At 44.9% G+C, this 20,829-nt stretch carries 18 protein-coding genes; 14 read left to right on the top strand and 4 right to left on the bottom strand.

The annotated features are described in order from the left end of the window. Positions 1-47 precede the first annotated feature (47 nt). From MKY14_RS11345 to MKY14_RS11315, 7 genes are all read left to right on the top strand, one after another. On the top strand, positions 48-887 hold the full coding sequence (locus MKY14_RS11345; RefSeq protein ID WP_076127595.1) for a GDSL-type esterase/lipase family protein: 840 nt from the start codon (positions 48-50) through the stop codon (positions 885-887). A 102-nt stretch (positions 888-989) separates the two neighbouring features. Beyond that, complete coding sequence (locus tag MKY14_RS11340; RefSeq protein WP_036685707.1) at positions 990-1,970, top strand: ABC transporter ATP-binding protein; 981 nt, start codon at positions 990-992, stop codon at positions 1,968-1,970. Continuing rightward, on the top strand, positions 1,963-2,952 hold the full coding sequence (locus tag MKY14_RS11335) for an ABC transporter permease (RefSeq protein WP_036685819.1): 990 nt from the start codon (positions 1,963-1,965) through the stop codon (positions 2,950-2,952). The genes MKY14_RS11340 and MKY14_RS11335 overlap by 8 nt, the downstream gene beginning before the upstream one ends. 169 nt (positions 2,953-3,121) lie before the next feature. Further along, positions 3,122-5,104: a DNA topoisomerase IV subunit B gene (gene parE / locus MKY14_RS11330; protein ID WP_076127597.1), complete on the top strand. Its 1,983-nt coding sequence runs from the start codon at positions 3,122-3,124 to the stop codon at positions 5,102-5,104. Positions 5,105-5,282: 178 nt separating this feature from the next. Further along, entirely contained in the window at positions 5,283-7,724 is a 2,442-nt protein-coding gene (gene gyrA, locus MKY14_RS11325; RefSeq protein WP_076127599.1) for a DNA gyrase subunit A, read from the top strand. Between the two features lie 192 nt (positions 7,725-7,916). Beyond that, the gene (locus MKY14_RS11320; protein ID WP_076127601.1) at positions 7,917-8,348 is read left to right on the top strand and encodes a MarR family winged helix-turn-helix transcriptional regulator; all 432 of its coding nucleotides are present in this window, start codon (positions 7,917-7,919) and stop codon (positions 8,346-8,348) included. After that, a complete protein-coding gene (locus MKY14_RS11315) occupies positions 8,345-8,890 on the top strand; it encodes a hypothetical protein (protein WP_305954006.1) in 546 nt (181 codons plus the stop codon). Before MKY14_RS11320 ends, MKY14_RS11315 begins: the two co-directional genes overlap by 4 nt. A gap of 842 nt (positions 8,891-9,732) precedes the next feature. Here MKY14_RS11315 and MKY14_RS11310 read toward each other — a convergent pair. Further along, entirely contained in the window at positions 9,733-10,479 is a 747-nt protein-coding gene (locus tag MKY14_RS11310) for an RluA family pseudouridine synthase (RefSeq protein ID WP_076219226.1), read from the bottom strand. A 3-nt stretch (positions 10,480-10,482) separates the two neighbouring features. Continuing rightward, complete coding sequence (locus tag MKY14_RS11305; protein ID WP_340010694.1) at positions 10,483-11,346, bottom strand: class I SAM-dependent methyltransferase; 864 nt, start codon at positions 11,344-11,346, stop codon at positions 10,483-10,485. A gap of 231 nt (positions 11,347-11,577) precedes the next feature. Here MKY14_RS11305 and MKY14_RS11300 point away from each other — a divergent pair, with 231 nt between their 5' ends. The 4 genes from MKY14_RS11300 (at position 11,578) to MKY14_RS11285 (ending at position 14,252) form a co-directional block, all read left to right on the top strand. Then, entirely contained in the window at positions 11,578-12,408 is an 831-nt protein-coding gene (locus tag MKY14_RS11300; protein ID WP_340976496.1) for an AraC family transcriptional regulator, read from the top strand. Positions 12,409-12,493: 85 nt separating this feature from the next. After that, positions 12,494-12,859: a VOC family protein gene (locus MKY14_RS11295; protein ID WP_076127607.1), complete on the top strand. Its 366-nt coding sequence runs from the start codon at positions 12,494-12,496 to the stop codon at positions 12,857-12,859. A gap of 171 nt (positions 12,860-13,030) precedes the next feature. Continuing rightward, entirely contained in the window at positions 13,031-13,483 is a 453-nt protein-coding gene (locus tag MKY14_RS11290; RefSeq protein WP_076127609.1) for a flavodoxin, read from the top strand. Between the two features lies 1 nt (position 13,484). Continuing rightward, complete coding sequence (locus MKY14_RS11285) at positions 13,485-14,252, top strand: hypothetical protein (RefSeq protein ID WP_340010690.1); 768 nt, start codon at positions 13,485-13,487, stop codon at positions 14,250-14,252. 94 nt (positions 14,253-14,346) lie between these two features. On the opposite strand, the gene MKY14_RS11280 is transcribed toward MKY14_RS11285, so the two are convergent. Both MKY14_RS11280 and MKY14_RS11275 read right to left on the bottom strand, forming a co-directional pair. Further along, positions 14,347-15,192 carry a GNAT family N-acetyltransferase gene (locus MKY14_RS11280; protein ID WP_340010689.1) on the bottom strand — a complete coding sequence of 282 codons (846 nt, stop codon included), beginning with the start codon at positions 15,190-15,192 and terminating at the stop codon, positions 14,347-14,349. Between the two features lie 81 nt (positions 15,193-15,273). After that, the gene (locus tag MKY14_RS11275; RefSeq protein WP_076308376.1) at positions 15,274-15,567 is read right to left on the bottom strand and encodes a GNAT family N-acetyltransferase; all 294 of its coding nucleotides are present in this window, start codon (positions 15,565-15,567) and stop codon (positions 15,274-15,276) included. A 1,354-nt stretch (positions 15,568-16,921) separates the two neighbouring features. Here MKY14_RS11275 and MKY14_RS11270 point away from each other — a divergent pair. The 3 genes from MKY14_RS11270 to MKY14_RS11260 all read left to right on the top strand — a co-directional run bounded on the left by MKY14_RS11270 (position 16,922) and on the right by MKY14_RS11260 (position 20,825). Continuing rightward, the gene (locus MKY14_RS11270; RefSeq protein WP_076281450.1) at positions 16,922-17,824 is read left to right on the top strand and encodes an ArsR/SmtB family transcription factor; all 903 of its coding nucleotides are present in this window, start codon (positions 16,922-16,924) and stop codon (positions 17,822-17,824) included. 234 nt (positions 17,825-18,058) lie between these two features. After that, complete coding sequence (locus MKY14_RS11265) at positions 18,059-19,807, top strand: ABC transporter substrate-binding protein (protein ID WP_076281451.1); 1,749 nt, start codon at positions 18,059-18,061, stop codon at positions 19,805-19,807. A gap of 64 nt (positions 19,808-19,871) precedes the next feature. Continuing rightward, positions 19,872-20,825, top strand: a complete 954-nt coding sequence (locus MKY14_RS11260; protein WP_076130810.1) for an ABC transporter permease — start codon at positions 19,872-19,874, stop codon at positions 20,823-20,825. Positions 20,826-20,829: the final 4 nt, after the last annotated feature.

The raw sequence follows: 20,829 nt of genomic DNA, 5'->3' as shown, positions 1-20,829 counted from the left end.
TAAATTGTGGAACAATACATAATAGAACGGCATACGGAGGGATAGCTTTGAAGGATTCGAAATGGACATGGCGCAGCGTCAGCTTGATTTCCATAGTAACAACTATAGTTTTGATGGTTGGTTTAGTTTATGCGGTTAAAGATATTATCTATCCGGTCGGAGAGGTTACCGAGAGCAGCTTGCCTCAGCAAACAGCCGCACCGGTGACGGAGACTGTCAAGCTCCTCAAAATTGTTGCGCTCGGGGATTCGCTTACCAAGGGGACCGGTGATAACACCGGAGAAGGGTTTGTTAAGCGTACGGTTACTGGTTTATCTGCAAAAGGTGTCACAGTAGACTTTTTAGGCAATATGGGGATTAACGGGTTGACTACTGCGGGGCTGTTAAGCAAACTGAACGAAGATGGTGTGGAGTATGCCTTGCGCATGTCGAATGTTGTTTTGCTATCCGTCGGAGGAAATGATCTGTTTAAGGATTCGGATATTCTTGAGAATAATGGGGCGCAACAGGGCAACACAACTTCATCAACCTCTGGGCAGGAGCTGACTCCAGAGTCTTTATTAGCCGCTCTGCCAGAAGCAGCAGCTAGACTGGAGAAGATTCTCGATAAAATCTCACAGATCAATCCGAATGCGCAAGTTTACTATATGGGGCTGTATAATCCCTTTGGCGATATTCCAGAATTACTGGCACCAGGCAATCAAGCGGTAACGAAGTGGAATAATACGGCAATGGATATTATTAATGAGCATAGCAACATGACCTTGGTTCCTACGTTTGACTTGTTTAACAGACATTTGGACAAGTATCTATCCACCGATCATTTTCATCCTAATGGTGATGGCTATCAGCGAATCGGAGAACGGTTCATACAGGCTGTGCAGTAGTATATAGGTGAGTGTTAAATTTTGCAGTAAGATCATGTAGGTAAATGCCCTTTGAGCAAGTACAAACCGAGAAAATGACAGTCACAAGGAGCTAAATTAAATATGACAAAAGCGAATAGTGAAGACTCCGGCACAGTCGTCTTGTCTGTGGACGGGGTACGTAAAAAAATAGGACGAAAATGGATTATAGATGATGTCACTTTCGATGTGAGAAAAGGGGAGATTTTCGGCTTTCTCGGGCCTAATGGGGCTGGGAAGACGACCACGATCCGCATGCTTGTGGATTTGATTCGACCTACTGAGGGCAAGATTACAGTATGTGGGTACAATGTGAACCGAAATCCGGAAAAAGCATTGCAATATGTAGGCTCTATCGTTGAGAATCCTGAGGTATATACCTATTTGACCGGGTGGGAGAATTTGCAGCATTTTGCCCGGATGCAGCCTGGCGTAGACAATGAACGTATTAGCGAAGTGGTAGATATTGTTCGATTAGATCAGCGGATACATGATAAGGTAAGTACATACTCGCTTGGGATGAGACAACGATTAGGCATTGCGCAGGCGCTGTTGGGACGTCCACGGCTGCTTATTTTGGACGAGCCGACGAATGGACTTGACCCTAAAGGCATTAAAGAGCTGCGAGAATTCATTCGCAAGCTGGCGGATGAAGGGCTGGCGGTGTTCGTATCGAGCCATCTGCTTAGTGAAATTCAGCTTCTTTGCGACCGTGTAGCGATTATTAGTAAAGGGCGTGTATTGGCAGTAGGTGCGGTAGATGAGCTGATCGCTCGTAATTCGCCGTATGTACTTTGGGAGCTGGAGCCTTTTGCTGAGGCCCGGGAAATGCTGGCTGATCGTTCAGATATTCAAATTCAGAAACTGGAAGACGTCACATTAGATGACTCAATTATTGCCGGGATGGGCCCCAATTCTTTAATAACGATCATGGATCAGGATCTGATCCCCGAGATTGTGGCCGTAATGGTTACTGCTGAAATTGAGGTGAGAGCTGTGCATAAAATTAATCCGACACTGGAACAGCTATTCTTGAAACTAACGGAGGGTGAGAATGTTGAGTAACTTGCTTCCGCTAATCCGTAATGAGTGCTTGAAGATTATAAAAAAGAAACGGTTTTATGTTATACTGCTGATTCTGATTGTACTGGTGCCTATGTTCACCTATGCACAGATGCGTTCAGCCGAACGGAGTCGGGAGAAATTTAATTCCGATTGGCGGCTTGAGATCCAGCAGCAGATTATCGATAATCAAAATTCACTGGGCAGTGACCGGATTCCAGAGGAATGGAAGACTTATCGGCGAATATTTGTACAACAGCTTCAGTATTATCTTCACCATGACGTTAATCCGAATGAACCTAGCGGGGTTACCTTTACCCGTGAATTTATGGATAATTCGGTTACATTATTTATTCCGTTGCTCATTATGGCGGTGGCCTCAGATTTGGTCTCGGCCGAAAGGACAACCGGAACTATCAAAATGCTGTTGACTAGGCCGGTCAAGCGTTGGAAGGTGCTTTTTAGCAAAATGACAGCACTGCTAATGTTTGTTTCGCTTATCGTACTTTCCACATTTGCAATCAGTTACTTTATCTCTGGTCTCGCCTTTGGTTTTAAAGGTTTTAACATTCCTGTTTTTACAGGCTTTAAAATCAGTGGTGATTCGCTAGATATGTCTACTGTACATGCAGTGCCCCAGTGGAAATATATGCTTATGCAAGGTGGTTTGATTTGGTTCGTCAGCGTAGTGGTTGCACTGCTCGCGTTCATGATCTCGGTGCTTGTTCGCAGTACTGCGGCGAGTATAGTAGTTATGATGGCAGCGCTGATTGCAGGTAGTATACTGACCAATATGGCCTCTGCCTGGACAACAGCAAAATATTTATTTATGGTAAATCTTGGACTGACCAGCTATTTGTCTGGTACTCCCGCCCCCATTGAAGGGATGTCCTTGTCATTTTCCATGGCTGTGCTGGCTGTATGGGGGGCCGCTTCGGTGATCATTTCATTCGCCGTCTTTACGAAAAGGGATATTTTGAATTAGAATGAACAAAGTGACCAAAACGTTTGTTTGCATTTCTTAGAAATATAGGAGAGTATAATTTCACGTTATATTCTATCCTTAGGTTTTTGGCAGTAACGGATACCGTTCTTAACATAAAGGACGGCCAAGCCGTTTCTTCTTAGTATAGAGAAAAGAAGGAGGAGCATGAATGCTCGAACAGATCGATATGTTTGCTGAAGTTTCTAATAACGGCGAGAATGGCCGTACTGGATACGATGCTGACGACATTCAAGTGCTCGAAGGTCTGGTTGCAGTACGCAAACGACCTGGCATGTATATCGGCAGTACGAGTTCTTCAGGACTACATCATTTAGTATGGGAAATCGTAGATAATGCCGTAGATGAGCATTTAGCCAAGTATTGTACAAAGATTGACATACTGCTTCGCAAGGATGGCTCGGTAACCGTTAGCGATAATGGACGGGGGATCCCAACTGGAATGCATAAGACAGGGGTACCTACCCCGCAAGTTGTATTTACAATTTTGCATGCGGGCGGTAAGTTCGGTGGATCGGGTTATAAAAAATCAGGCGGTTTGCATGGCGTAGGGGCTTCTGTCACAAACGCTTTGTCTGAATGGCTCGAAGTAGAGATTTATCGTGAGGGCAAAATCCATCGGCAGCGGTTTGAGTACTGGGTGGACAAGAAGGGCAAGGAGCATGTTGGCGAACCTGTAACTGGTCTTGAAGTTCTGGGTAACACCAATAAAACGGGTTCGAAAATTACTTTCAAGCCAGATATTCGTGTCTTCCCAAATGGAATTGCTCTGAATTATGACACGCTGGCAGAGCGGGTTCAGGAGATTGCTTTTCTGAATTCCGGTTTGCGTATTACACTGCAAGATGAGCGGAGCAACCGTCAGGATGAGTTCTTTTATGAAGGTGGAGCCAGTCAATTTGTGCAGTTCCTCAACGAAGGTAAGGATGTTCTCCATGATGTTATCCATTTCAGTGCAGAAAAGGATGATATCGAGGTAGAAGTAGCTCTGCAATACAACGGAGGCTACACAGAAACCTTGGCTTCCTTCGTAAACTCCATTCCAACTCGCAGCGGAGGCACACATGAGACCGGCTTTAAAACTGCGTACACTCGTGTATTAAATGAATATGCCCGCCGCACGCAATTGCTTAAAGAAAAAGATAAAAACCTGGAAGGTAATGATCTGCGGGAAGGCATGATGGCTGTTATCAGTGTAAAAATGTCCGAGGTTGAATTTGTTGGACAGACGAAGGATCAGCTTGGCAGTGCTTCCGCCCGTAGTGCAGTAGATTATATCGTTTCTGAAAATATGGCGCGTTTCTTGGAAGAGAATCCACAAGTTGCGCAGAGCCTGCTGAAGAAATCGATTCAAGCGTCGAAAGCGCGGGAAGCGGCACGTAAAGCCCGCGATGAGATCCGCACAGGCAAGAAACGCAGCGAAAGCTCGAATCTTGGCGGTAAGCTGTCTCCTGCACAATCAAAGGACGTTACACGTACGGAGCTGTTCATCGTGGAAGGTGATTCCGCCGGTGGTTCGGCTAAGCAAGGCCGTGACTCTAAGATTCAAGCGATATTGCCGCTAAAAGGTAAGCCGATGAATCCGGAGAAAGCTAAGCTGCTGGACATCCTGAAGAACGACGAGTATAAAGCAATTATTTCTACAATAGGTGCTGGAATTGGTCCGGATTTCACCGTCGAAGACAGCAATTATTCTAAAATTATCATTATGACCGATGCCGATACCGACGGAGCGCATATTCAGGTACTGCTGCTGACATTTTTCTATCGTTATATGAAGCCTTTATTAGATGCAGGTAAGGTCTTTATCGCTCAGCCTCCACTTTATAAGTTGACCCGCAAAACGGGTAAGCTGGAGACTGTAAGGTATGCCTGGAGTGATGAAGAGCTGCAAAATTACTTAAAGGAATTCGGCAAAAACTTCGAGCTTCAGCGTTATAAAGGATTGGGCGAGATGAACCCCGATCAGCTGTGGGAGACAACGATGAATCCAGAGTCGCGTACGCTGCTTCAGGTACAGATTGAGGATGCCGCTAAGGCGGAGCGCCGTGTTTCAACACTTATGGGTGACAAAGTCGATCCACGTAAACGCTGGATTGTTGAAAATGTCGATTTCACCGAAATTGTAGAGTAATGTCAGTGCTGCAAGTGACGATAATCCCGATTTTCTAAGAGCTTGGTGATTTATGGGACCTAGGGGGATTTTGGAACTGTAGGAGCGATAATGCCCGGAATTCCAAAAAGCTCTGAAGTACCTGAGAATCACCATACTATTTTAAAACGGGCAGTTTGAGGAACAGAAGGTGAGCAAAGTGAGTAGTTTATCAGAACAATTTTTGCCGGCATTTCTGGAAGAGGTCGTCGGTGACCGCTTTGGTCGGTATTCCAAATATATTATTCAGGACCGGGCAATCCCCGATGTCCGTGATGGACTTAAACCCGTGCAGCGCCGGATTCTTTATGCGATGTACGACTCCGGCAACACCCCTGACAAGCCATACCGCAAGTCAGCCAAAACTGTCGGAGATGTAATGGGTAATTACCATCCACATGGTGACTCCTCTATTTACGATGGTATGGTACGTATGGCACAGCCTTGGAAGATGGGGCATGTGCTAGTTGACGGTCACGGCAACTGGGGCTCTATGGACGATGACCCAGCAGCGGCAATGCGTTATACAGAAGCACGGCTGTCTCCCATTGCAATGGAGATGATGCGTGATATCGAGAAGCGGACGGTCTTGTTTAAAGATAACTTTGACAATACCGCCAAAGAGCCTGTTGTGGTTCCTTCCCGGTATCCGAATCTGCTCGTAAATGGCACGAGTGGGATTTCTGCTGGTTTTGCCACTGAAATTCCGCCACATAATCTGCGTGAAGTAATTGACGCTTGTATCGCAGTGATGCAGAAACCAAATATTGAGCTGGAAGAAATTATGACCTTCATGAAAGGTCCGGATTTCCCTACAGGCGGCACAATCATGGGCGGAGACGGCATCATGGATGCTTACCGCACAGGTAAAGGCCGTATTTACCTGCGCTCCAAAACAGAGATTGAGAATATGCGGGGCGGCAAGCAGCAAATCGTGATCACGGAAGTTCCATTCCAGATTGTAAAATCACGGTTGGTTACTTCCATGGAGAATATTCGGCTGGAGAAAAAGATCGATGGCATTGCCGAGGTTCGTGATGAGAGCGGTCGTGAGGGACTGCGGATTGTAGTCGAACTCAAAAAAGAGGCTGATGCTCAAGGCGTGTTGGCGTATCTGCTCAAAAAAACCGATCTTCAAATCACCTATAACTTCAATATGGTTGCTATTGTTAACAAAGCACCTCAGCAGCTTGGTCTAAAAGCCATCCTGGAAGCTTATATCGCGCATCAGCGTGAAGTTGTGACTCATCGCACCCAGTTCGATCTGGAACGCGCTGAAGACCGTGCTCATGTCTTAGAGGGCTTAGTTAAAGCACTAAACATTCTGGATGAGGTTATCGCTGCGATCAAAGCGTCGAAAAATCGTCAGGATGCTCAGAACAATCTCGTATGGATGTTCGGCTTCAGTGAACGCCAAGCCGATTCGATTCTTACTTTGCAATTGTATCGTCTGACCAATCTGGAGATCACTTCACTCCAGAAAGAGTTAGATGAAATGATGGCAAAGATTACACATCTGCGCGGCATTTTGGATAGCGACAAAAAGCTAGTTGCTGTAATTCGTAAGGAACTGCTGGAGATTCGCGACAAATACGGCATTGATCGCCGTTCTCTGATCCAAGGCGAAGTCGAGGAGCTCAAGGTTAGCCTTGAAGCGCTGGTCAACGCGGAGGATGTGCTCGTTGCTCTTTCAGCAGATGGATATATTAAGCGGACTAGTATGCTTTCCTTCACCCGTTCTGGTGGGGAGCGTCATACCTCAGGCGTCAAAGAAGGCGATCATATCGTCAGGCTGCTGGATGTAAATACCCGTGACAGTCTGCTGGTATTTACCCGCAAGGGGCAATACTTCTTGCTTCCTGTGCACCAGATTCCGGAGTTTAAATGGAAAGAGCCTGGTACAGCGATTGTGAATGTTATTGGATTGTCTAAGGGAGATGGAATCGTTAGTGTGATTCCGGTGAATAATCTAGATGATCCGCAGCAGAGCCTTGTGTTTGTCACCCGTCGGGGTCAGGTGAAGCGTACAGAGCTCAAGGAATACTCTACAAGCCGTTCTGGAGCTGTAGCGGCCTGTAAGGTAGCCGAGGGTGATGAGATCATTACAGTGGCTTCTAGTACGAATGACAAGGACATTGTGCTGGTCACCCGTGAGGGAATGAGTATCCGATTCCATGAGAATGAGGTTAACCCTATGGGTCGCGTTGCATCCGGTGTAAGAGGAATTCAGCTGCGCGAGGGCGACGAGGTGATTTCCTGCTTCTGGGTCAGCGAAGATGAAGGCGAAATCCTTGCTATTTCTGATATTGGTTATGCGAAACGTTCATTACTTGTGGATTATCCATCACAAAGCCGTGGTGGCAAAGGAATGCCAACCTTCGAATTCAAGGAAGGCAAACGAATACGTCCAAATGGCAGCAGGTTAGCAGGGGCTTTCTATTGCAAGGAGCCGTTGGAACTGAATGCCGTTACCCGTGAGAATGCCCACCATACGTTCTCCTCTGAATCAGCGCCGCTGGGCGAGCGTCGTTCTACAGGCAAACAGATTGTAGCTGTGGAGAAAAAGGATGAGATCATAAATCTTTTCCCATCAGTTCATTAAAACTAGCGATTAACAAGTGATTTTATAACGGCGTTTAGTCCGCTCTTTTGGAGGGTTGACTAAGCGTCGTTTTTTATTTTTTTATGCTGAAGGTCCGGCAGATTTATTTTTTCTTCGTTTGCAGGAAATGGAAGTTGTTTCGCGAAAATGTAGATATACCGGATAGAACCGCGAGGAAAGGAAGGAATAAGTGTGCATGCTTCTGAATTCAGTAAAATTTGGCATAAGATTTTAAAAGATTATAAATTACATATGGACAGTAATCTTGCTCCAACGCTGACGGATGCCCAACTTACTGTACTTGAACTGCTTCAGGAACGCGACGCCATGAAGCCTTCTGATCTGGCTCCACATTTGGCGACCAGTCCTGCAGCGGTTACGATGTTACTTGATCGGATGGAGAAACATGAGCTTATTGTGCGGGAAAGAGATGCTTCGGACCGGCGGATTGTATGGGTAAGCATAACGGAGACTGGAATGGAAGAAACTGCACGGGGTCTAAAGATCCGCAGTGATTTTTTTGCGGAAGCGCTTGATCCGATCTCCTCTCATAACCAACAGTTACTGCTCTACTTAATGGGCAAAATGGTTGTTACAACTACACCGGAGGGTTCTACACCTTGAAGCAAATAGCTTGGCTGTATCACTACTATGATGAATCTACAGGTCCATTTCAAAATCTGTCTGATCTGCCATCCCAAGAAGCGGAACAGGTTCTGAATGATCTACGTCAGCGTAATAAAGGTTTTGCGAGTAAGCGTTCAGCAGATTATCTAGATATTCGCCGGGGTCTTGAAGCAAAGGCCAGGGAATTATTTATAATAAAAGGTGGTAAGCCTTCTAGAGCCTGTCCGCATTATATGACGCTGGGAGAATGTCCGTGGTTATTAGACTGGTATCCTAGAGGTAAAAGCCTGCAAATTACTATTGAGCAGTTTGATCCTGCTTCGATCAGTTTCACTTACGGGGATTTGTTTCCTACTATGAGATATAAAGATGGCAAACCTTATCGCAATCAAGTTTATACATGGGACGAGATTATAGATGTAATCGATAAATTCGGTATGCCACAGGAATGGAATGCCAATGGTGACAAGGGACCTGAACGATATATTGAGGTTCAAATTTGGGATGATAAGCCTTTAATAAATATGATAGGGTATTAGATTTGGATCTACACCCCATTTAGAATATATGTATAAAGAGCCGATGGAAGCAATGCGGAAAATGTTGAAGAAGATAGAGGCGTTTAGAAGAATTAGATGAATGTAGAAATATATAGAAATATATAGATATATATAGAAGTATATAGAAGTATATAGAAACATTTAGAAGCGTTTGAAAGTATATATAGGTATTTAGTGGCATCTAGAAGTAAGAGAAACATGTAGAGGTATCTAAATGTATTTAGTTGTATTTTGTACAGCTATTATTTGTAAATTACTCGAGCATTGAGATATAACTGTATTTTATACAACTATTTTCTTGATTTACTTCTCTTTTTACAGTTTCCCTGATTTTTAGTTGTAAAGAGTACACTTAAAATCCGACCTACTGTTTTTTTATTCGGAATAAGTGTATAGAGTGCAGTTATCTTACTTTCATTTCAGATTCCAACTAGGATCCACTACTGTACCACTACTGTACCACTGCTGATCCATCGCTAAACAGAGCGGTGGACCGTTAGCTAAGTTCAGGCTGGAAGGTGGAAAGGATGTTTAATCTCTCAAAATGATGTTTAATCTCAAAGGGATGTTTAATCTCGAAGGGATGTTTAATCTCGAAGGGATGTTTAATCTCAAAGGGATATTCCATGCCCGGCTGGAATAATCGGACTAAGCATTCGTGCGGAGCTAGGAAGAACACTCCAACGTGGACCCTCTTCCCATAGTCTCTGATCAAGTAGCAGACGCAGAACCAAAAACAAGGCAGTGATTCTCCACTAACCGGAGAATCACTGCCTTGTTTTAAATAACAGGGTTTGTTTCATTGCCTAAAAAGGGCTGCTTCAGGACAGCCCTTCTTGTAGTGTTTCACGCGGCCACAGATCCCAAGGATGGGTTTGTGGGGGCAGAGAGATGAGTTCCACTTCTTCTTTAGTAACAGGGTGAGGGAATCCTACAAGTGCTGACCATAACGCAATTTGTTGCCCCGGTCTGTTCACTGAAGCCCCGTACTTCTGATCACCGTATAATGGACAGCCGATCGAACTCAGCTGCACCCGAATTTGGTGGGAACGCCCTGTAAGTAAATCAATCTTAAGCAGGCTGTATCCTTCTGCACTGTCAAGCACTGTGTAATCCAGAATTGCTTCCTTGCCGCCGGGAGTTCCTTTTCGAACCACAGTGACGGTGTTACTCTTTGCGTCTTTAAGCAGCGTATCTGTAAGACGGCCACGAGTGGCTGGCGGTTTACCATGCACGACTGTTAAATACACCTTATGAAAGCCGTGAGTACGGACACTCTCGGATAGTCTTGAAGCCGCTTTGGAAGTCTTGGCAAAAATCATTGCTCCCCCAACCGGTCGATCCAAACGGTGGACCAGACCGATATAGACGTTGCCGGGTTTGTTGAAACGTTCCTTCACATCTTCTTTCAGCAGGTTCAGCAGGTCAGGATCTCCTGTTGCATCCTCCTGAACAGGAATATTCACGGGTTTTACAATCCCCAGAAGATGGTTGTCTTCGTACAAGACTTCAAAGCGTTGCGATCCGCCGCTTACAGCCTCATTGTTGCCGGAACTATGCTGTGTCATGGCTTACGCCTCCCAGCGACCCAGGATACCACATGGCAGATTCATGCCGGAGGCGGTGATCGGAAGACCGATTTCGCCGGAGGTAAGTTTTCCGCCATAACGTTTGCCCATGGTCATAGACAACATGTTGCGCAGTACAGTTGGAGAAATTCCTGTGGTGTAGGAATTAATGAGCATGAACAAAGGGTTGTCGCTCATAATCTCCATACAGCTCTCAAGGAAAGGATACAAGCTTGATTCAAGCTTCCACATTTCTCCACCAGGTCCTCTTCCGTAAGAAGGAGGGTCCATAATAATCGCGTCATATTTACTGCCGCGGCGTTGTTCACGTTGTACGAACTTGAATACATCATCCGTGATAAAGCGGACTGGACGTTCTCCAAGACCAGACAGCTGAACGTTTTCTTTCGCCCACTGCACCATACCTTTGGCTGCATCCACGTGAACGACAGACGCACCGGCACTCGCCGCTGCCACAGTAGCTCCACCTGTGTAAGCAAAAAGATTCAGCACTGAGATTGGACGGTTAGCCGCTGCAATCTTGTCCATCATCCAGCTCCAGTTGGCTGCTTGTTCCGGGAATAGTCCTGTATGCTTGAAGTTTGTAGGACGTAAGTGGAATTTTAATTTACCATAGCTAATCTTCCAATCGTCCGGAATGGTTTTTTTCATTTCCCATTGTCCGCCACCAGCGGAGGAACGGTGATAATGTCCGTGCACATCACGCCATTTAGCGGTCTCATTATTTAGAGGCCAAATAATCTGTGGATCAGGACGACGCAAGATAATATCGCCCCAGCGTTCGAGCTTCTCTCCACCGCCTGTATCAATTACTTCATAGTCTTTCCAATCGCTCGCTATATACATGATTTAATCCATCCTTCAAAAAAATTCATTTAGCCTTTATTGTACAACATTTCACCTGATTGCTACAAACAAATTACGCCTCAGCCAGCTTCACCAATTATTTTGTCCAATGCTAATGAGGTGTATAATATTCCCATACTTATGCGGCTTTTCAACTGGTGCTTCATGACTTGATTGTGTATGATCAGATAGTAGAGTTCTTACCCTATTTACGATCGGAGAACTAAAGCTATGTTTAATCTCTCACCGCTGTATTTCCCTATAACTGCAAAACCCAACCACACTAGTGAGTTTCTGCCCAGCCATGCCTTGCAGCCGTTTATTCGCTGTTTTTGGGGTTCTGTAGATGTGGAGTCTATACAACAACCTGAGACGGAGACAATAATTCCGGACACCTGTATGGATATTATTTGGGATTTGGATAGAGAATCAGGCAATACAAACACTTTTTTCTCCGGCATTAATGACACTCCATTTGAAGTCTCTTCAGACAGAAAGTCAGGGGGGAGTTCAACCTTTGGTATCCGATTTCATTTCTGGGCGGTTCATTTTTTTGCAGATGATCATCTGCGGAATGTCTTGAACGTACATGTCGATGTAGAACAATATTTTGGCACTTTTAAAAAAGAGCTTGGTCATCTATTGGAGAAAGTAAACTCGATGGACGAAAGGATTGCGGCCGCTGAAGCCTATCTGCTTCGTCGTCTTGAGCGTAGAGGGCGGACTAACGATCGGATGATGAACGCAGTCTATACTATGGTTAAACAAAAAGGGATTGTGACCGCAGAGGATTTGGAGACCAGTTCTAATTTAAGCAGACGACAACTTGAACGGCTTTTTCAAGAATATATAGGTGTATCGCCCAAAAAAACAGCAGATCTCGTGCGGTTTCAGAATGTATGGCGGGAGATGTGTCATTTACCTGGGCAGACAAAGAATATGCAGGATCTTATTTTCGCGTATGGTTACAGTCACCAGTCCCATTTTATCAATAATTTCAAAAAATATGCAGGAAGAACCCCACTTGAAGCCTTGGTCTATGCAGGCCGAAGAATGTCGTGATTTTGCAATACAAAGCGTGTCAACCTTGTTAGACTAAACCCAAGTAAGAAATGAGACATATTATGAGAATGAGAGGGGACAAGTTATGATTTCGTCTTTTGAAGGGACTAACATTTACACTAAAGATACTGCGGTGTCAGCTAAATTTTATACGGAGGTACTAGGAATTCCTATGCCTTTCGAAGGTTACGGTAATTTCGACGGGGCAAAGCTTGGCTTTGGCAAGAAACAGCCGGGAATTATTATTTGGGATGCTGCAAAGTGGGAAAATCTTACGACAGGTTTTGTTAATTTAGTATTCGGCTGTGATAATCTGGATGAGACATACGAGCAGTTGAAAGCTAAGGGACTGGATTGTCAGCCACCTGTTACGATGGAATATGGCGGTAAAGAAATGAATTTTCGTGATCCTGATGGGAATCACATAACCTTGCTGGAAGGTGCTTATTAAGCTTCTTTTTAAGAAAAATGAGACGGAGCGCAAACCTCAACCGTGTGTAATAACGGGGAGTTTGCGTTTTTTTAACTTTATTTATTGACAATGATAATCATTATCAAATAGAATGAGGTGAAGCGTATATGATTTAAATTTAAGGTGTTAGTAGGGGAGGAACAGGAGTTTATGGCTAAAGTGCTTGTGGCATATGCTAGTTTAACTGGCAACACTGAGGAAATGGCTGAATTGATTGTAGAAGGAATACGCCAAGCAGGCGGTGAGGCTGTTTTGAAGTCGGTCACTGAATGTAATGCGATTGAGATAAAATCATATGAAGGCGTTCTGCTAGGGGCATACACTTGGGGAGACGGAGAGTTGCCGGATGAATCTCTTGATTTCTATGAGGAGATGGATGAACTTGATTTGACTGCTATGAAGTCAGCAGTTTTTGGTAGTGGAGATACAGGCTACGCCATTTATTGTGGGGCAGTGGATGTTATCGAGGAGAAGCTAAAGGAGCGTGGAGCAGTCATTTTGCAAGATAGCCTAAAGATTGAGTATGGCCCTAATGCTGCCGAAAAAGAAGCCTGCCGTCAATTCGGACGTCAATTCATTGAAGCCTGTATGGCGGTAACCTAAGATGGGTGGGCCAGTGGGAAGTTGGTTTAACAAACCAAGGGATGTACATATCCCTCCGTATAAACGGCTGCACGATTATCGCATGGAGCATATTATGCTGGGCGGGACTGAGAATTTAGCTAGCGGAGCTCCAGCGACGGGGCTCCCACGCTGGCGTCAGCAGGTTCAATATGCTGTGGGGCATACACTTAATGACTTCTATAGTCTGTTGCCGGAAGTGCGAAGAGAGACACCTATACAATTTCTGTTAGAACGCCGATGGCCTCCTAGGGGAGATGCTTTTCCCTCCCTTTTGCAATATTGGGATATCAAAACGAGTGTAGCTGATGAGCTTATGCGTATCGTTTCAAGCAATCATCTACAGGAGATTCCAGTGATGTTATATGAACAGTGGCATGTCCCAGTTCCAGCGCTGAAATTGGAGTTATCGATGATTACGCAGCTGGCTTGGAACTCTTCAAAAAGTGGCCGAAGCGTGAACATTCAGAAATTTATGGTTAATGGCAATGAGGATATCATCACTGGATTTATGCATATGGCCAATGTTTTTTGCCATCATGCTTATGGTGAGCCAGCGGAGACCGTGGAAGTTTTCTCGCTGCTGGATGGACGTAAATACTGCTTTGATGGAGAGGCAATCTCGATTATGGAGTCACTGGATTATGTGCGTCTGTTATCCGTATATCTTGAGCGGGAAGTGTTAGCTGACGGTTCCTTAAGCTGCAGCGATCGTAGAAATGAGAGAGGCGAAGCGAATTATTTACTATAATAAATAGACCTCCTTATCTGCAGGTTAGAACACCAGCAAGTAAGGAGGTCTTATTGTGACTGCTTTATTAAAATCTCAAGAGTAGGTCTGGGGATTAGTCGATATATCGGTAATAATCCTGTTTATTCTGAATGACAAAGCCGCAGCTCTCATACAGCTTAAGTGCATTGGGATTATCCAGTGCGACCTCCAGATTTACACCATTATAATTTTTGCGCTCTCGTTCGATGGTCTGAAGAAGGGCGCTGCGGCCAATGCCAAGCCCACGTAGCCTTTTGTCGACTGTAAATCCATAGATCCAGGATTCATTATCTTCAGTCCACACTCGCATTTTCCCAACAGGCCTGCCGTCCATCTCGATCATAATATTCTCTTGCATACCTTCCTGTTTGTGCAACTCATACTGCTCTGCAGCATCTTCTGTCTTCATATCAAAACCTCCACAATCCAGTTCGACCAGAATGTGTGCCTCTTCTTCACGAGCTGGCCGTAAGACGACAGTCCCTGTTGCTGAGCTGACATCAGATGACACCATGGAATTGCCATCCCATTTCATTTGATATTCAGCGTGATTGAACTGCAGAGGCAAGGTTTGCAGGAAAGCAGTTCCAGATGAAGAAGCGGCGGGTGCATTTAGAAGAAGAGTAGAGACTTTATTGCGCTTGATTATGGTTTGTGCTCGGTTCCACAGAGAGGTGAAGATTCCGCGTCGACGGTAGCCTGGCCGAACCATGCCACAGACCTCCATATCGCTTCCAAAACCATAGAGTCCCAAGAAACCGACCAGTAATTCGTCCTCATAAGTCACGAGCCATTCCGTATCACCTGCGCTTGATGGCTGGCGGAGCATATCCCAATTCAGTTTTAATGAAATTCCTTCATATTGCTCACAGCGTTGTTGTAATTCCTCAATATTCTTAAAAGTGTCGGCAGTCGTCAAACCCGTTTCCCCCTAAAGTGTATTTGAACTATTATAAGTTCGCATAGTTACTAAAAAAGCTTCGCGGAAACGGGAGCAGGTTTAAGCTCTCCCGCCAGTATTCCCGCTCAGCACGTCTTTGTACTCCGGGTGCTTCTCGAATTGATGCGCAGCATAGGAGCATACGGGTACAATTTTTAAATTCTCATTCCGAGCCTTGTCCACAACAGCACGTACAAGCTCTTGTCCAGTACCTTGCCCGCGCAGTTCTTCGGAGACACGAGTGTGGTCAATGACCAATTCCCCGGTTCCTTTATCCAAACTGTATGTGATTTCGGCAAGGTCCTTACCGTCATTAGCAACAAAAAAACGTCCGTTTTCATTTTGAATTTGCATCTTATGGCTTCACTCCTAATTAGTTATTGCCTATATTTTACTACCATGAATTGCAAAAAGCGAGGAGCGAACCAGATTGATTGTTCTTCGGGCTGATTGTTGTTTTCCTTGTTACCCGAGGATCGCTGCACTGCATTTTTGTTCATGTGGGCAACATGGCTATAGCAGAATATGAGCAAGTGAGAGTTAACTAACCTCGAGTATTTGTTTTGGTAAGCTGAAAACTGGGAACGCTGGGAACACTGGGAATGCTGGGAATGCTGGGAACGCTGGGAACGCTGGGAACGCTGGGAACGCTGGAACCCCGGAACCCCGGAACCCCGGAACCTCGGAACCTCAGAACGCTGGATCCATGGAACCCCGAACCCCGAACTCTCGGTTGTCCTAACCCTCTGCGGAATCTAACGGACCCAATTGACGCTATTTGCACATTTTTAGTCATTTGAGCAAAGTTTCGGACCCCAGTGCAGCTATTCCTTTGGAATAGGCACGAAATAGGCCTATTTTATGCCCATAGCGCCTATGGAGTCCGATAGCATGCTGAAAAGAGGATAATACTGCAAATAAGGTCAACTGTGTCCGATGGAAGAGTATCCTAATCTCCCGCAGGAGCTTACGGACCCAATAGACGTTATTTGCACAAGGTCAACTGACCGATGGAACAAAATCCTAAACCTCCGTAGAACCTCTCGGACCCAGCAGACGCTATTCGCACATATTTAGCCTTTTGAGTAAAGTTTCGGACCCCAGTGCAGCTATTCCTTTGGAATAGGCACGAAATAGGCATTTATAGTGTCAATAGCGCCTATGGAGTCCGATAGCACACAAAAAAGGGGATAATACTGCGAATAAGGTCAACTGTGTCCGATAGTGCAGAGTTTTGATCTCCCGCTGGAGATTACGGACCCAGCAGACGCTATTAGCACAAGGTCCACTGAGTCCGATAGAGCAGAGTCTTGATCTCCCGTTGGAGATTACGGACCCAGCAGACGCTATTAGCACAAGGTCAACTGAGTCCGATAGTGCAGAGTCTTGATCTCGCGCTGGAGCTTAAGGATCGAGCAGACGCTATTAGCACAAGGTCAATTGTGTCCGATAGCGCAGAGTCCTGATCTCCCGCTGAAGCCTACGGCAGACGCTATTAGCACAAGCTCTACAGAGTCCGATAGCGTCCACGCTAACGGAAATAACAGCTAAACCACCGTGCAATAAAAAAAAATTTGGCGCTGAAATAACAGCTAATGAATTTTTATGCACTCCCGTTTATAGAGTAGCTTGCGTATTCTCAGGATAATACAATAAGATTAAGAGAATATCTCACTACTGAAAAGAACCGCTAGCAGGAGGAATCATTGTGGAATACAAGGTTGAGGTTGAATTTGGATCGATTTATGAATTGTTGAACAGCTTACATACTTATCTCTGCAAAAAATCCTATAAGAAGATTGATTTAGGGGTAGCGTGGGCTAATGAAATTGAAAGCACGCTCAGTGAAGAGCTGTTATCCCGTCTGAAAGAAACCGAACTAAACAATGAGTGGAAAATGTTGAATCTGCTCATTTACTGTTGTCCATTTAAAGATGAAGTAGACAGTGTGTTGAACTGGATTGAAGGGTTATCGGTTGGTGAGTTATATGAGACCTTATCAAAGTATGTAAAGGTATTTCCAAGCCATATGGAGGATTACCGTAACCGCGTAGTATTTTTACTCTCCGAGTGGAACCGCCAGTACTTTAGCCAATGCAATCCTGCGATTTTGAGAAAACTGCAGCAGCATGCGGATGCCAAGAACATGGAGCTTAATGGACTGGACACTGCGGATTTCGTGAACAAGACGACCAACGGATTTTACTTCATGCCTACGGATGGGCTTAAGAAGCTCGTACTGATTCCACAGTATCATTTTCAGCCTGCTAATATTATCTATTGCTACGGTGAATTAACGATCTGCCATTATGCGGCGTGGATATCGATGGAGAATGAGGAAATCTCCCCTTTTATGTACAGAGCGATCCGTAGTCTGAGTGAAAAAAGCCGGCTAAAAATCCTCCAAGCCCTGAGTGGTGGCCGTAAGACGTTTACCGAAATTGTTAAGCATGCGGGGATCTCGAAGGGGATTGTGCATGATCATATTTTTAATCTTCGTTGTGCAGGTTTACTTCATGCCTATATTGAAGGGGAGAATGTCACCGGATACAGTCTGCGTCTTGAAGGCATTCATCGGATGAATGAGCAGCTATTCGAGTATTTGAAATAATGATTTTTTAAAAATATAACCGCCTGAAAGCCAGGACTTCTCTTATGCAGAGAGGGTTTTGGCTTTTTTTATTTGTTTTAATTATCGCCTAATTCTGTTTATGGAGAATTTTTTTGAAGTTCTCTCTTTACAGAACTAAAAAACCTTTCTATAATGAACATCAGATGTTATTCATACTTAACGGGTAGGAATTATAGTTATTATTCTATTCAGAGAGAAAAGGGAGATAGGTACATGAGAAAAAATGCGATTGTAATCACTTCATTACTGCTTACGGGGTCACTGTTACTTTCTGCTTGCGCTAACAACAGTAATAACGAATCCTCATCCGCAAACAATGCGGCTGCAGTCTCCAATTCAACCAATGTGGAAGCAACCACTGCACCAGAGATCGTTCCTGCGGGTGCTCTAAGCGAACCTTTTACTGCCACGGATTTATCCAAACTTCCAGCGGTGGCCCAGAAACGTACAGATACCATTATCGTCGGGCTTACGGACCCAAGCGGAGCGTTCACTCCTTATTTTCAACAAAGTGGTTATGATGGCAATGTCTCTTCACTGCTATACGCTTCTCTCGTAACTGTTGATGACAAAGGCGTTCCAACGCCGGAACTTGCGGAGAGCTGGGATGTTTCGGATGATCAGCTTACATACACTTTCCACTTGAGAAAAGATTTGAAATTCAGCGACGGTTCACCGTTAACAGCGGATGATGTGGCATTTACATGGACGATCCAATACGACAAATCGTATGATGGTAGCTCCCAGCTTCCATCGCTAAATGTTAAAGGCGGCAAAGCCTATAAGGAAGGTACATCCCCTACAGTTGAGGGCATTAAAGTAATTGATCCACAGACGATCTCAGCAACCCTTGAGCAACCAAACGCAACGGCGCTGGTACAGCTCGGCTCGAATGTACTGTCGAAAGCTTACTATGGCAAGGACTATAAAATTGGAAATCTTGAATACATTAAAAAGCTGCATGAGAAGCCACTTGGCGATGGACCTTACAAGCTGGAAAAATTTATTCCAGGTCAAGAAGTGCGTTTTGTAGCAAATGAGAATTATTTCAAAGGTAAACCAAAGACGGAGCATTTCATCTACAAAACTACGGAAGGCGACGTATGGCAGTTCGTAGAAACTGGTGAAGTGGACTACGCTTCCTTTAGTGCGACAGACGAGAATATCGAGAAGCTGAAAGCACTCGGTTTTGTGAATATTATTCCTTACACTCCAAGCACCTATGGTTACTTGCAAGTTAACCTGAAGCATGAGCAGCTCAAGGATAAGCTTGTACGTCAAGCTATTGTGTACGGTTTGGATCGTCAGAGTATTTATGTGGATGCAGCACAAGGTGCAGGGTCTATTGCCAACATCCCGGCATCGCCGATTTCCTGGTCTTACACTGAGGAAGGTATTAATCCTTACAAATATGATCCGGAAAAAGCAAAACAATTACTCGATGAAGCTGGGTGGACGGTAGGCGCGGGGGGAATCCGTGAAAAAGATGGCAAACCGCTGTCCATCCATTACCTCGGTTCGAAGAGTAAAAACACAGATATTTTCATCGCTGTAGCTAAAGAGAATTTTGAAGCGCTGGGTATCGAATTCCAGCCTGAGGTTTTCGCAGACTTTAACTCACTGGTATCGAAAGTAGAAGGTGGGGACTACGATCTCGTATCCTTCTCCACAAGCATGTTGACTGATCCGTCTGACGGGTTCATGCAATTCTTCGATGGAGAAATCACAGATTATGAAAATCCGAAATTCCTGGAGCTGTACAACAAAGCCTTGGCCACTACTGATATTGAGGCGCGCAAAGCGGTATATAAAGAGCTGTATCAGCTTTTCAATGATGAACTGCCTATTATTTTTACAAGTTATAAAAAGACAGTATACGCCTATAACGGACGTATTGAGAATCTATCGGTCAGCCCGTTCATCGGTCTTGCTGGCAGTCTGCCAACTTGGAGCCTGAAATAAATAAACCAGTGTCCCCTGCCCTGACTGGATTCAAGGGCAGGGGACGAATCATAAGGAGTCTGTCATGAGCGCTTATTTATCGAAAAGACTGTTGTACATGGTCATCATCTTATTTGCGGCATCATTATTGATCTTCTGTCTGTATGCTTCAACTCCCGGTGACTTCATAACCGGAAATATTAAATTGACCGCTGAACGCAAAGCTGAGCTGCGTGAAATCTACGGCTTAAATAAGCCTGTGCTTGAACGGTATGGGATCTGGATGAAGAATGCGCTGCATGGTGATTTCGGGTATTCCTTAGCCCAACAAAAGCCTGTGCTGCAGCTTTTTAATGATTATATTTGGAATTCCTTTCTGCTGGCTGCCGTATCTACGTTTCTGACGTGGGTGATTGCGGTCATTATTGGCGTCATCTCGGCCTATAAGCAATATTCCTGGTTCGATACACTCGTGATGATCGCTATATTCGCAGCCATGTCGCTACCGTCATTTTTTATAGGCTTATTCCTGATCAAAATCCTGGCCGTCGATCTCAAGTGGCTGCCTCCAGGTGGAATAATCACCACGGGTAGTAATGCTACGGGTTTGGCTTACTTTAAGGAGATCGTAACGCACATGACCCTTCCGGTTGTGGTTATGACCCTTCTGGGATTAGGTTCGCTCACTCGTTATTTCCGCAGCAATATGATCGATGTCTTAAAACAGGATTATATCCGTACGGCACGCGCCAAAGGCCTGAAAGAACGCAAGGTGCTCTTTACACACGCCTTACGTAATGCCTTGCTGCCCGCAATTACACTGGTTGGTTTTGAGCTTCCGGCACTATTTGGCGGATCACTTATTATTGAGAAAATATTCAATTGGCCTGGGATTGGCCAACTGTATATGCAGTCCTTCGGACTAAGGGACTATCCTTTGCTGATGGGCTTTACGATGTTTATTGCCATACTTACCGTCATAGGAACGTTGCTTTCGGATGTTTTGTACCGGATTGCCGATCCTAGAGTTCGGCTATAGAGAG

The sequence above is a fragment of the Paenibacillus sp. FSL R5-0887 genome, from assembly GCF_038002305.1.
GTDB lineage: Bacteria > Bacillota > Bacilli > Paenibacillales > Paenibacillaceae > Paenibacillus_AQ > Paenibacillus_AQ odorifer.
The sequence above is the reverse complement of the archived record's forward strand: the minus strand, read 5'-3'. Positions and strand labels throughout refer to the sequence as shown.

Bases quoted from the DNA above. Each gene is read 5' to 3' on its own strand.
- MKY14_RS11340 (WP_036685707.1), top strand. From the start codon at position 990: ATGACAAAAGCGAATAGTGAAGACTCCGGCACAGTCGTCTTGTCTGTG.
- parE (WP_076127597.1), top strand. From the start codon at position 3,122: ATGCTCGAACAGATCGATATGTTTGCTGAAGTTTCTAATAACGGCGAG.
- MKY14_RS11310 (WP_076219226.1), bottom strand. From the start codon at position 10,479: ATGACACAGCATAGTTCCGGCAACAATGAGGCTGTAAGCGGCGGATCG.
- MKY14_RS11305 (WP_340010694.1), bottom strand. From the start codon at position 11,346: ATGTATATAGCGAGCGATTGGAAAGACTATGAAGTAATTGATACAGGC.
- MKY14_RS11300 (WP_340976496.1), top strand. From the start codon at position 11,578: ATGTTTAATCTCTCACCGCTGTATTTCCCTATAACTGCAAAACCCAAC.
- MKY14_RS11295 (WP_076127607.1), top strand. From the start codon at position 12,494: ATGATTTCGTCTTTTGAAGGGACTAACATTTACACTAAAGATACTGCG.
- MKY14_RS11290 (WP_076127609.1), top strand. From the start codon at position 13,031: ATGGCTAAAGTGCTTGTGGCATATGCTAGTTTAACTGGCAACACTGAG.
- MKY14_RS11285 (WP_340010690.1), top strand. From the start codon at position 13,485: ATGGGTGGGCCAGTGGGAAGTTGGTTTAACAAACCAAGGGATGTACAT.
- MKY14_RS11275 (WP_076308376.1), bottom strand. From the start codon at position 15,567: ATGCAAATTCAAAATGAAAACGGACGTTTTTTTGTTGCTAATGACGGT.
- MKY14_RS11265 (WP_076281451.1), top strand. From the start codon at position 18,059: ATGAGAAAAAATGCGATTGTAATCACTTCATTACTGCTTACGGGGTCA.
- MKY14_RS11260 (WP_076130810.1), top strand. From the start codon at position 19,872: ATGAGCGCTTATTTATCGAAAAGACTGTTGTACATGGTCATCATCTTA.